The sequence below is a fragment of the Nocardioides immobilis genome, from assembly GCF_003515065.1.
Taxonomy (GTDB): Bacteria; Actinomycetota; Actinomycetes; order Propionibacteriales; family Nocardioidaceae; genus Nocardioides; species Nocardioides immobilis.
On the sequence record NZ_QXGH01000058.1, the window covers coordinates 1 to 14,492 of the forward strand.

Here is a 14,492-nt window from a genome sequence, read left to right on the forward strand (position 1 = left end):
CCACCCACATGGGCAAGCAGATGGCCGAGTACCTCAACGGCACCCCCCAGGCCAACCCCTGGCGCGACCTGACCTTCAAGCGCATCCCCGGCCACTTCGGACCCCCCTGGTTCCTCCCCTTCGCCGGCACTTACTACAAGGCCAAGGACATGGTTCGCTGAGGCGAGACCGGCTTCAGCACGACGATGATGCGGACAAGTGAAGTAATGACGATCCCGACGAACGCCCACCCGACCGGCCCGTCGACGCCTCGGGTCGAGTGGGATGTGGACGGGTCGCACCTTCGCTGCCTGGTCCGCTGGCCTGCAGAGCGACCCGTGCTGTCGCGGGTCCTGCCGATCTTCGAGCAGCTGGGGCTGCGGCTGATCGACCACCGGCCCGAGGCGGCCGCCGACGCCTTCGTGTTCTCGCAGGTCGAGCAGTCGTCGACGGAGGACGTGCTGCCGCTGATGACCGAGGCGTTCGTCGCGGCCTGGCACGGGTCGGTCGACCAGGACGTGTTCGCGTCCCTGGTGACCGAGACGCACCTCCGGGCAAGGCAGGTCCAGCTGGTGCGGGCGGCCTACCAGTACCTGCGGCAGGCCGGCCTCGGTGCCAGCCGGTCCTACGTCCGCGGCATCCTGTCGGCGCACGGTGACTTCGTGCGCCACTGGGTCGACGCGTTCGAGCAGCGGTTCGACCCGGTGTCCGCGGCGCCGGCCGAGAACCTTCTGGCGAAGTACGCCGAGGCGGCCGAGACCCGCGACGAGTTCCGGGTCCTCGACTGGTACTCGGGCCTGTTCGAGGCGGTGACGAGGACCAACTACTTCCGGACCGATGCTTCCGGCGCGTCGGTGCCGACGATCGTGCTCAAGCTGGATCCGGCCAGGCTGCCGTTCCCGACCGACCCGGAGGTGAGGGTCGAGACCTTCGTGCACCATCCCGACGTGGAGGGCCTGCACATCCGGTACGGACGGGTCGCGCGGGGCGGCCTGCGGTGGTCGGACCGGATCGAGGACTACCGGGACGAGGTGCTCGCCCTCGCCAAGGCCCAGCAGGTCAAGAACTCGCTGATCGTGCCTGCGGGGGCGAAGGGCGCGTTCGTCGTCAAGGTGCCGACGGCAGGGCTCGCACCCGCCGCGGCGGCCGCGGAGGTCAGGCGCTGCTACCGGCTCTTCGTCCGTGGCCTTCTCGAGGTCACCGATGACCGGGGACACGACGAGGTCGCGCATCCGCCGGGCGTGGTGGTCACGGACGGGCCCGACCCCTACCTCGTGGTCGCGGCCGACAAGGGCACCGCCGCGTTCTCGGACCTGGCCAACGGGGAGGCTGTCGACGCCGGGTTCTGGCTCGACGATGCCTTCGCCTCCGGCGGCTCGACCGGGTTCGACCACAAGGCGCTCGCCGTGACGGCTCGCGGCGCCTGGGTCGCCGTGCGCCGGCACTTCACCGAGCTGGGGATCGACCCCGACACCGACGAGTTCTCAGCGGTTGGTGTCGGCGACATGTCGGGCGACGTCTTCGGCAACGGTATGCTGTTGTCGGACAAGCTCCGCCTGGTGGCGGCCTTCGACCACCGGCACGTCTTCCTGGACCCCGATCCCGACCCTGCCGCGTCGTTCGTGGAGCGGACCAGGCTCGCGTCGCTGGCGGGCTCGTCATGGGCCGACTACGACCCGGCGCTGATCTCCCGGGGCGGCGGAGTGTTCCCGCGGACCGGTCGTTCGGTCCGCCTCTCCCGCGAGGCACGGCACGCGCTGGGGATCGAGGTCGAGGAGCTGCCCACCGACGAGCTGGTCCGGGCGGTTCTCCGCGCTCCCGTGGACCTGCTGTGGAACGGCGGCATCGGCACCTACGTGCGGGCGTCCCACGAGTCCGACGCCGATGTGTCCGACCGCGGCAACGACCGGGTCCGGGTCACGGCCGACCAGCTGCGGTGCCGTGTCGTCGGTGAGGGCGGGAACCTGGGACTCACGCAGGCCGCTCGGATCGAGTTCTCCCTCGCGGGCGGGCGACTGAACGCCGACTTCATCGACAACGTCGGGGGTGTGAACACCTCCGACCGCGAGGTGAACCTGAAGATCCTGCTGCGCGCGGTGGAGGAGGACGGCCTCATCGATCGTGCGGAGCGGGACCGGATCCTCGCCGACTGTGCCGCGGAGGTCGTCGCCGAGGTGCTTGCGGACAGCGATCGCCAGACGCTCGCGATCAGTGTCGCCGAGGGATACGGCGCCGCCGTGCTGGACCGGCACGACCAGGTGATGCGCAACCTCGAGGAGCACGGCCTCGACCGTGGGCGGGAGCACCTGCCGACAGCCGCCGAGATCGAGCGGAGGCGGGCTGTCGATCGCGGTCTCACCCGGCCCGAGATCGCGGTCATCCTCGCTCACGCGAAGAACCTCGTCCACGAACTGCTGCTCGAGGGCGACATCCCCGACGACCCGGGAGCAGCGGTCGCGCTGGCCCGGTACTTCCCGGGGGCGCTCCGGGAGCGGTTCCCCAAGCAGATCGCCGCTCACCAGCTCGGCCGCGAGATCATCGCGACCAGGATCGCGAACGACCTGATCGATCGGGTCGGACCGGGCTTCGTCTACCGAATCGAGGACCGCACCGGTGCGAGCACCGACCAGGCGATCCGCTCGGTCCTCATCGTCAAGGACCTGCTCGGCATCGACGAGCTGTGGGACGGTCTCGCGCCGTACCCCGTCGCTCCGACGATGCCCATCCGACAGGCGCTGGAACGAGCCCTCGAGCACAACGCGTCCTGGTTGGTACGCCGGAACAGCCGGCTCGGAGCGATCGACCAGGAAGCGGCGGCCTACGCGCCGACCGTCTCCCGGCTGCGGCAGACCCTGATCGCCCGGCCTCCCGTCGGAGGTGGGTCGCCGCTGGCCGCCGGCCTCGCCGCGCTCGTCGAGCTCGGTGCTCCGGAGCAGCTCGTCACCGCCTGCCGGGCGGTGGCCAGCCTCCAGGCCGCGCTCGCCCTGGCGTCGGCCGCCGACGAGAGCGGCATCGACGTCGTCGAGCTCGAGGAGACCTGCGCGAGGATCGGCGACACGGTGGGACTCTCCTGGCTGTACGCGACGATCCCCGTCAACGCGGCGGACCCGCACTGGGTCCAGCTCGCGAAGGCGGCCCTGCGCGACGAGCTGGCCACGTTGACGATCGCCATCGCCACCGACGTGCTCGCCTCCGGGGGGCTGGCGGCGTGGGTGCGCGAGCACGAGGACGCGCTGGCCCGCGCACGCTCGGCGTACGCGGGCCTCGCGGGGAGCGGCGACGTGGACGTCGCGATGCTCACCGTGGGCGTCCAGGTGCTCCGCGACCTTTGTCACGCAGTCGGAGCCTGAGTCAGGAGACCTCAGGCACCGCGATGGTGTAGACCTTCCGGATCGTCTCGATGACGTCCCAGCGACCCCACCATCCCTTCGGCTGCACGATCACGTCGCCGGCCGAGACCTCGTAATTCTCGCCGGTCGCGCCGTCGGTGACGATCAAGCGTCCGCTCACGATGTAGCAGGTCTCGGTGTCGGCGCGCTCGGCGATCGGCCAGCCGCCGGGCTCGCACTCCCACACGCCGAAACGCACCTCGGCGGGAGCGTCGAACGCGATCGAGGAGATCTGCGGATCCCCGCTGTCGGCGCCTTCACGCTGGCCCTTCGCCTCGAGGGGGCCGGTCACGACGGAAGCCTGCTGGTGGACGTAGGACATGGTGTCACCTCGTAGATAGTCGATTGTTGACAACAGCCTACCGGGGCGGGGCGCGCTGCTCTGGACGGCCCGACATGCGAACGAGGTCGCTGCCGAAAATGCGCGTTCGACTGGTGAGGATAGGTTTATCTATCTTCTTATCCAGCCCTTTGCGAGCCCTTTAAGAGAGCCTTTCCTTCGTTGCGGACGATACCCCCCCACCGTAAGATATCCATCATGTCTCACGCACCAATTTCTCTCTCCGGTCCAGCCGAGATCGGACATGTTCACGCCGATGTCTCCGGTGGTTGGCTACGTGCCTCTGTCTTCGGTGCGATGGACGGTCTGGTGACCAACATCGCCCTGGTGGCGGGGGTTGGCGCCGCCGGCGCAAGCCCGCGGTTCATCGTGCTCACCGGTCTCGCCGGCCTGGTGGCCGGAGCGTTTTCCATGGCCATGGGCGAATATGCCTCGGTAAAAACTCAGAATGAGCAGGTCGATCGCGAATGGCGGCGCGAAATCCTCGAAATTCAGAACAATGCGGAGATGGAGGAGCGCGAACTGGCGCACATGCTGGCTGATATGGGAATGACGGAACAGACGGCCCTTTCGGCCGCCCGCGAGATCCACGCCGACCCCGACCGGGCCGCGCTGGTGCACGTCATCCAGGAGCTCGGTCTGGACCCGACCGACAAGCCGTCGCCCCAGGTCGCCGCCGTCTCGTCGTTCTTCACCTTCTCGCTCGGCGCGCTGGTGCCGCTCATCCCCTTCCTGCTCGGCTACGCCTCGCTCGCTGCCGGCCTGCTGGTCGGTGCGTTCGGCCTCCTGGTCGCCGGGGGGCTCGCGTCGCTCGCCACCAACCAGTCGTGGTGGTGGAGCGCGGTGCGCCAGCTCCTCTTCGGAGCGGTGGCCGCCGGGGCGACATACCTCGTCGGCCTCGCGATCGGTGTGAACGTCAGCTGACTCCCGTCCAACCCCCGTCAGGGGCCCCGCGCCGAGAGCGCGGGGCCCCTCTCTCGTTCCTGCTCGCGGTGTCGCGCGGGGTCAGACGGTGGCGCCGACCCGCAGCCACGCGCCGGACCGGTAGCGCCACGTGATGGTGACGAGCCGGGCGAGCAGCCAGGCGACCAGGGCCCACCACAGCGCCACCACGCCCGCGTCCGTCGCGAGGACCAGGGCGGCGAGAGGGAGGAAGACGGCGAAGGCCGCGAACATGGTCACGGCCAGGTAGCGACCGTCGCCTGCAGCGATCAGGACGGCGTCGAGCACGTAGACCGTCGCACCGACCGGTTGCGTCGCGGCCACGACGACGGCGAGTGACCAGACGAGGTCCTGGACGGCGATGTCGGCCGTGAAGAGCGGGACGTACGCCGCCCGGAGCACCACCAGCAGGACGGCGACGGCCAGCCCGGTGCCGAGACCCCACGCGATCGCGCGACCCGCGATCGACCGCGCACCGGCGCGATCGCTGGCTCCGAGCGCGTGCCCCACCATCGCCTGCCCGGCGATCGCGAATGCCTCGGGCGCCGTGGAGAGGAGGAACCACAGGGTGTAGGCGATCTGGTGGCTGGCCAGGGAGACGTCGCCCTGTGCGGTGGCCACGAACGTCATCCAGAGCAGGGTCAGGCGCAGCAGTGCGGTGCGCGCCAGCAGCGGGATCCCCGCTGTCGCGGCGGCCAGGACTCCCGCCCGGTCGGGTCGGAGGGGCGCTCCCTGGGCGCGGGCATCGCGCACGACGACGGCGGCCAACCAGACGGCGGCGCCGGTCTGGGCGAGCACCGTGCCCAGCGCGGAGCCGGCCACGCCGAGGCCGGCGGGGTAGACGAGCAGCAGGTTCAGGACCACGTTCGCCGCAGCGGCGACGGCGACGGCCAGCAGTGGCGTGCGGGTGTTCTTCAGGCCTCGCATGACCCCGGTCGCCGCGAGGACGACGAGCATGGAGGGAACGCCGAGCAGGCTGATCCGGAGGTAGACGACCGCATGGGGCGTCGCTTCCGCAGAGGTGCCGAAGAGGTCGACGAGGGCGGGGGCGAGGGGGAACCCGACGACGAGGAGGGCGATACCGATCGCGATCGCCAGCCAGATGCCGTCGATGCCCTGGGTGAGGGCGGCCCGGACGTCACCGGCTCCCGCCCGCCGGGCGACGGTAGCCGCAGTGCCGTAGGCCAGGAAGATGCACAACATCACCGCGTTGAGCAGCACGGCCGACGCGACACTGAGACCGGCGAGCTCGGCAGTGCCGAGGTGCCCGACGATCGCGCTGTCGGCGATCAGGAACAGCGGCTCGGCCAGGAGCGCGCCGAGCGCCGGGAGTGCGAGCCGCCACATCTCCCGGTCGATGGTTCGACCGTTCCCGCTGGTCACCACTCCAGCGGCTTCCTCATGCGCATCAGCGCTCCTGGTCGAGCGCCCGGTTGAAGTCGTCGATGAGCAGGTCGGAAGGCTCGACGCCGCACGAGACCCGGATCATCCCGTCGTCGATGCGGGCGGCGCGGCGCTCGTCGGGCGTCAGCGAGAAGTGCGAGGAGTTGAACGGCGTGCTCACGAGCGTCTCCACACCACCGAGGCTGGTCGCCTCGCAGGCGATCTCGAGGCGCCGCATGACCCGGAGCGCCCGTTCGTCCCCACCGTCGACGGTGAAGGACACCATGGCGCCGGCGCGCAGCGCATCGCCGTCACGACGCAGCACCCGCTGTGCCACCTCGGCCCGTTCGTAGTCCGGCAGCGACGGGTGGCGCACGCCGACCACGTCGTCGCGGGCCGACAGCGCGGCGGCCAGTGAGCGCGCGGTCTCGTTCGACCGCGACATCCGCAGCTCGAAGGTCTGCAGCCCCCGCCAGACGAGGTAGGCCGCGTGGGGGTCGAGGCAGGTGCCGAGCGTGATCACGCGGCGCTGCACCTCCCGCACCAGCTCCGCCGGCCCGGCAACCACGCCGGCGATCGCGTCGGAGTGACCGTTGAGGAACTTCGTCGCCGAGTGGACCACGACGTCCGCACCCAGGGCCAGGGGCTGGACGTTGTACGGCGTCGCGAAGGTGTTGTCGACGACGAGGACCGCACCCGCCTCGTGGGCGATCCCGGCGATCGCAGGGAGGTCGGCCAGGTCCAGCTGGGGATTGGCCAGGGTCTCGACGTACACGACCCTCGTCGGGCCCGCTGCCACGGCCGCGCGCCAGGCGTCGAGGTCGGTCGCGTCGACCTGCTCCACGTCGAAGCCCCAGGTCGGCAGGTCCCGCACCAGCAGGTCACGGGTGTCGCCGTACACCTGCCGGGCTGCCACCACGCGGTCACCGCGGCGCAGCAGCGTGAGCAGGGTCGTCGCGATGGCGCCCATGCCGGACGAGGTCATGAAGGCCGCCTCCGCCGACTCGGCGTCGCGCACCTCCTCGGCCGCGACGTCCACGGTCGGGTTGCGGAACCGTCCGTACCAGACCTCGTCCAGGCCGCCTTCCTGGACGTCCTTGTAGGCAAGGTCGTCGAGGAAGTACGTCACGGACTGGTGGATCGGCGGTACGACCGGCCGGGTCCGCGGCATGAACCGCTCCGCCCGGGCCGGTCGCCCCGCGCTCATGCGAGCCGGTCCAGGACCGCGGTGGTCACCTGCTCGGTCGACGCCGTGCCGCCGACGTCGGCGGTGCGGGTCTCCGGTCGGCGCAGCGTGTCCTTGATCGCCGACATCAGCAGGGCCGCGGCCTCGTCGGCCTGCAGGTGCTCGAGCATCAGCACTGTCGACCACAGCATCCCGACCGGATTGGCGATGCCCTTGCCGGCGATGTCGGGTGCTGAACCGTGCACCGGCTCGAACATCGAGGGGTGCTGCCGGGTCGGGTCCAGGTTGCCGGAGGGCGCGATGCCGATGCTGCCGGTGACCCCTGCTGCGAGGTCGCTCAGGATGTCGCCGAAGAGGTTGCTCGCCACGATCACGTCGAACGACTCCGGCTTCAGCACCAGCTTCGCCGCGAGTGCGTCGACGTGCTCCTCGGTCAGGTCCACCTCGGGGTGCTGGTCGGCACGCTCGCGCACCACCTCGTCCCAGAACGGCATCGAGTGCACGAGGCCGTTGGACTTGGTGGCCGACGTCAGCCTCCGGCGGCGCTCCGCGCTCAGCTCGAGCGCGTAGTCGGCGATCCGGGTGATGCCGCGGCGGGTGAAGACGGCCTCCTGCACGGCGGTCTCGTCCGCCAGCCCCCGGTTGAACCGTCCCCCGATCTGGCTGTACTCGCCCTCGTTGTTCTCGCGGACGATCACCAGGTCGATCGGGCGCTGCTCGGCATCGGCGAGCGGGCTCTTCACACCCTCGAACGACAGCACCGGCCGCAGGTTCACGAACTGCTGGAACGCTCGGCGGATGGGGATCAGGAGTCCCCACAGCGAGACGTGGTCGGGCACGTCGGGCCGGCCGACGGCACCCAGGAGCACGGCGTCGTACTCCTGGAGGGTCGCCAGACCGTCGTCCGGCATCATCGCGCCCTCGGCGAGGTAGCGCTCGCACGACCAGTCGTACTCGTCGATGTCCAGCCCGAGGCCGAAGCGCTCATCAAGTCGTCCGAGGACCTGGCGTGCCGAGTCCGCGACCTCGATGCCGATGCCGTCGCCCGGGATGAGGGCGATGCGTCGCCCGGCGGCGGGATCTGCCATGGCTGCGCGCACCTCAGGCGGTCGTCGCGACGGCGACGTACTTGATCTCGAGGAACTCCTCGATGCCGACCCTTCCACCCTCGCGCCCGAGCCCGGAGTGCTTCATGCCCCCGAACGGGGCGGCGGGGTTGGAGACGATGCCCTGGTTGAGGCCGACCATCCCGGTCTCGATCCGCTCGCTCACGCGGAGGGCGCGGGCGAGGTCGCGGGTGAAGATGTACGACGCCAGCCCGTACTCGGTGTCGTTGGCGGCGGTGATCGCCTCCTCCTCGGTCTCGAAGGTCGCGATCGGCGCGACCGGTCCGAAGATCTCCTCGTGCCGCATCCGCGCGTCGCGAGGGACGCCGGTGAGGACCGTGGGCGGGTAGAAGTAGCCCTCGCCCTCCAGCGCCTCGCCTCCCGTGAGGACCTCGGCGCCACGCTGCACCGCGTCGGCCACCAGCGAGCTCACCTTGTCGCGGGCGGCGGCGTCGATGAGCGGACCGACGACCACGTCGTCCTCGACGCCGCGGCCGATCGGCAGGGCGCTCATGCGCTCCGCGAGGCGGCGCGCGAACTCGTCGGCGACCGACGAGTGGACGTAGAAGCGGTTGGCGGCGGTGCACGCCTCGCCGATGTTGCGCATCTTGGCGAGCATCGCGCCCTCGACGGCGACATCGAGGTCCGCGTCCTCGAACACGACGAACGGTGCGTTGCCACCGAGCTCCAGCGACGTGCGCATGACCTGGTCGGCGCACTGCTCGAGCAGCTTGCGGCCGACCGCGGTCGAGCCGGTGAAGGACAGCTTGCGCGCCCGCCCGTCGCGGATGATCGGCTCCATGACGGCTGCCGGGTCGGTGGTCGTCACCACGTTCAGCACGCCGTCCGGGAGGCCGGCCTCCTTCATGATCGCCGCAAGGGCGAGCATCGAGAGCGGCGTCTGCTCTGCCGGCTTGATGATCATCGTGCAGCCTGCCGCGACCGCCGGGCCGATCTTGCGGGTGCCCATGGCGATGGGGAAGTTCCACGGCGTGATCAGGACGCAGGGGCCGACCGGCTGCCGCATCACGAGCAGGCGGCCCTGTCCGTTGGGCGCCACGGCGAACCCGCCGTCGATGCGGACCGCCTCCTCGGAGAACCAGCGGAAGAACTCCGCCGCGTAGGCGACCTCGCCGCGGGCCTCGGACAGCGGCTTGCCCATCTCGAGGGTCATCACGAGGGCGAGCTCCTCCTGGCGCTCCAGCAGGAGGTCGTACGCCCGGCGCAGGATGTCGCTGCGCTCGCGGGGCGGGACCGCCGCCCATCCGGCCTGTGCCTTCTCGGCGGCGTCGAGCGCTCGCATGCCGTCGGCGGGGGTGGCGTCGGCGACGTCGGCCAGCTTGGTGCCGGTCGAGGGGTCGTCGACGGCGAAGGTGGCGCCGTTCTCGGCCGGCTGCCACTCACCTCCGATGAAGAGTCCGGTCGGCACCGACCGGACGACCTCCCGCTCACGAGTGCTGTCGACCATGGGGCTCTCCTCAGTTTTGTCTGTAGTATGACTGTAGGTTGTCGACACTCTACCAAGGAGAAGGCCTCATGGCATCCCTCTCGCCTCTGTTGAAACAAGCCACCCCCGTCATCGTCGAGCGTGGCGAGGGCGTCTACCTCTATGACGAGGACGGCCGGCGCTTCCTCGACTTCACTGCCGGCATCGGTGTCACGAGCACGGGGCACTGCCATCCGCGCGTCGTGGCGGCCGCCCAGGAGCAGATCGGGAAGCTCATCCACGGCCAGTACACGACCGTCATGCACCGGCCGCTCCTCACGCTGGCCGAGCGGCTCGGCGAGGTGCTCCCCGAGCCGCTCGACTCCGTGTTCTTCTCCAACTCGGGCAGTGAGGCCGTCGAGGCAGCGCTGCGCCTGGCGCGCCACGCGACCGGGCGACCCAATGTCGTGGTGTTCCACGGGTCCTTCCACGGACGCACCATCGGTGCGGCCTCGATGACCACGTCCGGCACCAAGTTCCGCGCCGGCTTCTCCCCGATCATGGGCGGGGTCGCGATCTCGCCGTTCCCGACCGCGCACCGCTACGGCTGGGACGAGGCCACGGCGACCGAGTTCGCGCTCCGCGAGCTCGACTACGTGCTGGCCACCGTCACCGCCCCGGCAGAGACCGCCGCGTTCGTGATCGAGCCGGTCCTCGGGGAGGGCGGCTACGTGCCTGCGAACCCGGCCTTCATGGCCGGCCTTCGCGAGCGGGCCGACAAGCACGGCATCCTCCTCGTGGTCGACGAGGTGCAGACCGGCTGGGGCCGGACCGGCCGGTTCTGGGGCCACGAGCACTTCGGCGTCACGCCGGACGTGCTCGTCACCGCCAAGGGCCTGGCCAGCGGGTTCCCGCTGTCCGCGATCGCGGCCTCGTCCGACCTGATGGCCAAGGCGTGGCCGGGCTCCCAGGGCGGGACGTACGGCGGCAACGTGGTCGCCTGTGCTGCGGCCCTCGCGACCCTGGACGTCATCGCGGACGAGAAGCTCGTCGACAACGCCCGCGACGTTGGTGCCACACTCGAGGCGGGCCTGAACAAGGTCGCCGCCGACACCCCTGCCATCAGCGACGTGCGGGGCCTCGGCCTGATGCTCGGCAACGAGTTCCGGACCGCGGACGGGGAGCCGGATGCCGCCACCGCGGCGCGTGCCCAGCAGGAGGCGGCCAGCCGTGGGCTGCTGCTGCTGACCTGCGGGCCGTTCGGCAACGTCGTCCGGATGATCCCGCCGCTGGTGGTCACCGAGCAGCAGGTCGACGACGCCCTGGAGATCTGGTCCGGCGTCGTCGCCGACGTCGCCGGCTCCTGACCTCAGGAAGACCCCAGAAAAGAAGCCGGGGCCTGACGCGGGCTGGAAGGGAAGGCGTCAGGCCCCGGTGGGGGGTGATGGAATCAGGTGACGGTGTGGATGGCGACGATCTTCGGCTCGGTCATGGCGTCGACGGCGTACGGGACGCCCTCGCGCCCGACGCCGGACCGCTTGCCACCCCCGAAGGGCATGGCGTCGATCCGGAAGTCGCCGGTGTCGTTGATCATGACCGCGCCGACGCGCAGACGTCGCGCGAGGTCGAGCGCCGCGTCGATATCGCGGGTGAACACCCCGGCCTGGAGGCCGTAGTCGGACCCGTTGACCTCGTCGACGGCGACCTCGAGGGTGTCGACGGGCTCGATCGAGACCACGGGGCCGAAGACCTCCTCGGTCAGGACCCGCGAGCCGGCCGGGACGTCGGTCAGCACCGTGGGCCAGTAGTACGACCCGTCCCGCTTGGCGCCGATCTGCACGGTCGCCCCGGCGCTCACCGCCTCCGAGACCCACGCCTCCACCCGCTCTGCTGCCGGCTCGTCGACGAGGGGGCCGATGTCGGTGGCCGGGTCGGCCTTGCTGCCGACGACGAGCTCGCGCGTCCCCCGCACGACCAGGTCGAGCAGCTCCGCTGCGCGCTCCCTTGCGACGAACACGCGCTGGACCGAGAGGCAGTTCTGCCCGGTGTTGCCGAACGCGCCGTCGACGATGGCAGCGGCTGCCTGGTGGAGGTGGGCGTCGCCGAGCACGAGCACGGTGCCGAGACCGCCGAGCTCCATCAGCGTCTTCTTCGCGCCCGCGGCACGAGCAACCGCGTTCCCGCTGGTCCAGCCACCGGTGAAGGAGACCATGTCCACGAGGGGGTGGCTCACGAGCGCGGCTCCCGCCTGCACGCCCCGGCTGGGGACGACGGCGAGGCGGTCGGCGGGGACACCGGCGTCCAGGAGGACCTCCAGGAACGCGAGCGCGGTGAGGGGTGTCTGCTCGGAAGGCTTCAGCACGACGCCGTTGCCAGCGATGAGGGCAGGAGCGACCTTGTGGGCGACGAGGTTGAGCGGGTCGTTGAACGGGGTGATCGCTGCGACCACCCCGACCGGCTCGCGGGTGAACCAGCCGATCCGGTTGGCGCCGCGCGGCGTGTCGCCGAAGGGAAGAGTGCGTCCTTCCAGGCGGTCGGCCTGCTCGGCCGAGAGACGGACCGTCTCCAGTGCGCGCCTCACCTCGGCCTCCGCGTGACGAACGGGCTTGCAGGCCTCACGGGAGAGCAGCCGTACGAAGAGCTCTCGGCGCGCGGCCAGCAGCCGCGCAGCCTCGTGGAGGGTCTCGCGACGGCGCCACACCGGCCACGCCTCGCCCTGCAGCGCGGCGTCGGCGACGGCACGCACGGCCGCGTCGACGTCAGTAGGGGAGCAGTCCCCGACCTGACCGACCTCGGTACCGTCCTCGGGATCGATGACCGGGAAGCCCTCCGACGGGGATCGCCATGCGCCGTCCCAGAAGGCGCCGGCAGGAGGGGTCCACGGGGCCGACAGGTCGCTCATGGCGTCTACTGTGACGGGAGGAAAGCAAGATCGTCAACTCCAGGTTGTTGACAATCGGCAACACTCGATGAATCCTTAGTGACCTAGGACACACCCTCGGGAGCTGTACGCCGGGTGGCCGGCACGACGAGAAGGAAAGCCCAGAGATGACGCGACTTCGTTGGACAAGTGGGATCGCCCTTGCTGCCCTGGCCGCTGCAGGCTGTGGCATGAACAGCAACGGTGGCGGCGGTGCAGGAGGCCAGGGCGGTCACCTGGTCTACGACGAGCTGATCCCCCCTGGTGCGGCGTGGGCGCTCGAGAGCGGCGACGCCCACGGGCTGGTGCGGGCGGGGTGCCTGGAGACGCTGTCGAAGTACGGGTACGACGGCGAGCTCGAGCCGATGCTGGCGACCGAGTGGTCGCAGATCGACCCCACCACCTGGGAGTTCGTCCTTCGCGACGACGTGCAGTTCCAGAACGGCACGCCGATGGACGCGGAAGCCGTCGCAGGAGCCCTGAACCACCTGCTGGAGGCCGAGGTTCCCGCTCTCGCGTTCAACCCCGACGTGATCGCCACGATCGAGGCCACCGACGAGTCCACGGTCCAGATCACGACGCCCAAGGCCGACCCGCTCGTGCCGCTCCGGGTCGCCAGCCCCAACGCCGGGATCATGGCCCCCGAGGCCTACGAGGGCAAGGAGATCGACATCCTCGGGACCTGCACCGGCCCGTTCGAGGTCACCGAGGAGGTGCCCCGGCAGTCCCTGCACCTCGAGGCCAACGACGACTACTGGGGCGGCGACGTCCAGCTGGACTCTGCCGAGATGCGCTTCGTCATCGACGGTGCGACCCGGGCCACGCAGGTCCAGACCGGCGAGGCGCACATCGCCCGCGGCATCCCCGCCGCCAACCTCGCCACGTTGCGGGACGACTCCAACGTCGAGCTCCTCGAGCTCTCGGTGGCGCGAACCACGGTCCTGCTCCTCAACAACAGCCGGCCGCCGTTCGACGACCCGTTGGTGCGCCAGGCGCTCCAGCACGCGGTGGACAGCCAGGCGATCGTCGACAGCATCTACGAGGGCACCGGTGAGCCGGCCGTCGGGCCGTTCGCGCCCGACTCGCCGTGGGCTCCCGAGGGCGCCGAGCCCCCTGCCTACGACGTCGACGAGGCTCGGTCCCTCCTGGACCAGGCCGGCGTCGATCCCTCCGACCTGTCGATCGAGCTGCTGGCCTACAACGACCGTCCCGAGTTCGGTGACGTCGCGGCCGTGATCCAGGACCAGCTGGGGGAGCTCGGCATCGACGTCAAGATCAGGGGTGGCGAGTACACCGCACTCGAGCCCGACCTGCTCGGCGGCAATTTCGACGCCGCTCTGCTCTCCCGGGGCTACCTGGTGGACGTGGCCGAGCCGGCCGGATACCTGCTCTCCGACTACACCTGCGAGGGTGGCTACAACCTCGCGAAGTACTGCGACCCCGAGGTCGACCGGATCCTCGAGGACGTCCTCTCCATCGAGGACGCTGAGGCCCGGAACGAGGTGTACGCCCAGATCGCCGAGAAGCTCCAGAGCGACGCCGCGAACCTGTTCCTCCTGCACGAGGGCGCTGCCTGGGGCACCCAGGCCGCGGTGGAGGGCTTCGAGCCCCACCCGCTGGAGTACTACGTCCTCACCGCCGACCTCGCGCTCGGTGGCTGAGGGAAGGGTGAGGTCGTCATGAAGTTCACGTCGTACTGGCTCGACACTGCTCCGCAGGGGCCTGATCGGTCGCGGACCGAGGTCGGTGGTCGGGCCGAGGTGGCGGTGGTGGGTGCGGGTCTGACCGGCCTGTCCGCGGCGCTGCACCTGGCTCGGAAGG

The 14,492-nt window shown here is 70.5% G+C and carries 10 protein-coding genes; 4 read left to right on the forward strand and 6 right to left on the reverse strand.

Going from position 1 to position 14,492, the window contains the following annotated elements:
• Positions 1-206 precede the first annotated feature (206 nt).
• Positions 207-3,329, forward strand: coding sequence for an NAD-glutamate dehydrogenase domain-containing protein (locus D0Z08_RS31220; protein ID WP_118929189.1), 3,123 nt, complete (start codon positions 207-209; stop codon positions 3,327-3,329).
• Between the two features lies 1 nt (position 3,330).
• On the opposite strand, the gene D0Z08_RS31225 is transcribed toward D0Z08_RS31220, so the two are convergent.
• Complete coding sequence (locus D0Z08_RS31225; protein ID WP_118929190.1) at positions 3,331-3,690, reverse strand: cupin domain-containing protein; 360 nt, start codon at positions 3,688-3,690, stop codon at positions 3,331-3,333.
• Positions 3,691-3,906: 216 nt separating this feature from the next.
• On the opposite strand from D0Z08_RS31225, the gene D0Z08_RS31230 reads away from it, so the two are divergent.
• Complete coding sequence (locus D0Z08_RS31230; RefSeq protein ID WP_118929191.1) at positions 3,907-4,632, forward strand: VIT1/CCC1 transporter family protein; 726 nt, start codon at positions 3,907-3,909, stop codon at positions 4,630-4,632.
• Positions 4,633-4,713: 81 nt separating this feature from the next.
• Here the strand turns inward: D0Z08_RS31230 and D0Z08_RS31235 are convergent, their stop codons facing one another.
• The 4 genes from D0Z08_RS31235 to D0Z08_RS31250 are packed head-to-tail and all read right to left on the reverse strand — an operon-like array spanning position 4,714 to position 9,793.
• The gene (locus tag D0Z08_RS31235; RefSeq protein ID WP_245994679.1) at positions 4,714-6,033 is read right to left on the reverse strand and encodes an MATE family efflux transporter; all 1,320 of its coding nucleotides are present in this window, start codon (positions 6,031-6,033) and stop codon (positions 4,714-4,716) included.
• Between the two features lie 25 nt (positions 6,034-6,058).
• Positions 6,059-7,240: a trans-sulfuration enzyme family protein gene (locus D0Z08_RS31240; RefSeq protein WP_118929192.1), complete on the reverse strand. Its 1,182-nt coding sequence runs from the start codon at positions 7,238-7,240 to the stop codon at positions 6,059-6,061.
• The gene (locus D0Z08_RS31245; protein ID WP_118929198.1) at positions 7,237-8,307 is read right to left on the reverse strand and encodes a tartrate dehydrogenase; all 1,071 of its coding nucleotides are present in this window, start codon (positions 8,305-8,307) and stop codon (positions 7,237-7,239) included. Before D0Z08_RS31245 ends, D0Z08_RS31240 begins: the two co-directional genes overlap by 4 nt.
• A gap of 13 nt (positions 8,308-8,320) precedes the next feature.
• Positions 8,321-9,793, reverse strand: coding sequence for an NAD-dependent succinate-semialdehyde dehydrogenase (locus D0Z08_RS31250; protein ID WP_118929193.1), 1,473 nt, complete (start codon positions 9,791-9,793; stop codon positions 8,321-8,323).
• Between the two features lie 68 nt (positions 9,794-9,861).
• Between D0Z08_RS31250 and D0Z08_RS31255 the strand changes: the two genes are divergently transcribed.
• Positions 9,862-11,118, forward strand: coding sequence for an aspartate aminotransferase family protein (locus D0Z08_RS31255; RefSeq protein ID WP_118929194.1), 1,257 nt, complete (start codon positions 9,862-9,864; stop codon positions 11,116-11,118).
• A gap of 83 nt (positions 11,119-11,201) precedes the next feature.
• Here the strand turns inward: D0Z08_RS31255 and D0Z08_RS31260 are convergent, their stop codons facing one another.
• Positions 11,202-12,653, reverse strand: a complete 1,452-nt coding sequence (locus D0Z08_RS31260) for an aldehyde dehydrogenase family protein (RefSeq protein WP_118929195.1) — start codon at positions 12,651-12,653, stop codon at positions 11,202-11,204.
• Between the two features lie 209 nt (positions 12,654-12,862).
• Here D0Z08_RS31260 and D0Z08_RS31265 point away from each other — a divergent pair, with 209 nt between their 5' ends.
• Positions 12,863-14,332: an ABC transporter substrate-binding protein gene (locus tag D0Z08_RS31265; RefSeq protein ID WP_118929196.1), complete on the forward strand. Its 1,470-nt coding sequence runs from the start codon at positions 12,863-12,865 to the stop codon at positions 14,330-14,332.
• Positions 14,333-14,492 lie beyond the last annotated feature (160 nt).

Excerpts from the sequence above, each read along its gene's own strand:
- D0Z08_RS31230 (WP_118929191.1), top strand. The coding sequence starts at position 3,907 with ATGTCTCACGCACCAATTTCTCTCTCCGGTCCAGCCGAGATCGGACAT.
- D0Z08_RS31265 (WP_118929196.1), top strand. The coding sequence starts at position 12,863 with ATGAACAGCAACGGTGGCGGCGGTGCAGGAGGCCAGGGCGGTCACCTG.
- D0Z08_RS31220 (WP_118929189.1), top strand. The coding sequence starts at position 207 with ATGACGATCCCGACGAACGCCCACCCGACCGGCCCGTCGACGCCTCGG.
- D0Z08_RS31225 (WP_118929190.1), bottom strand. The coding sequence starts at position 3,690 with ATGTCCTACGTCCACCAGCAGGCTTCCGTCGTGACCGGCCCCCTCGAG.
- D0Z08_RS31255 (WP_118929194.1), top strand. The coding sequence starts at position 9,862 with ATGGCATCCCTCTCGCCTCTGTTGAAACAAGCCACCCCCGTCATCGTC.
- D0Z08_RS31250 (WP_118929193.1), bottom strand. The coding sequence starts at position 9,793 with ATGGTCGACAGCACTCGTGAGCGGGAGGTCGTCCGGTCGGTGCCGACC.
- D0Z08_RS31260 (WP_118929195.1), bottom strand. The coding sequence starts at position 12,653 with ATGAGCGACCTGTCGGCCCCGTGGACCCCTCCTGCCGGCGCCTTCTGG.
- D0Z08_RS31240 (WP_118929192.1), bottom strand. The coding sequence starts at position 7,240 with ATGAGCGCGGGGCGACCGGCCCGGGCGGAGCGGTTCATGCCGCGGACC.
- D0Z08_RS31245 (WP_118929198.1), bottom strand. The coding sequence starts at position 8,307 with ATGGCAGATCCCGCCGCCGGGCGACGCATCGCCCTCATCCCGGGCGAC.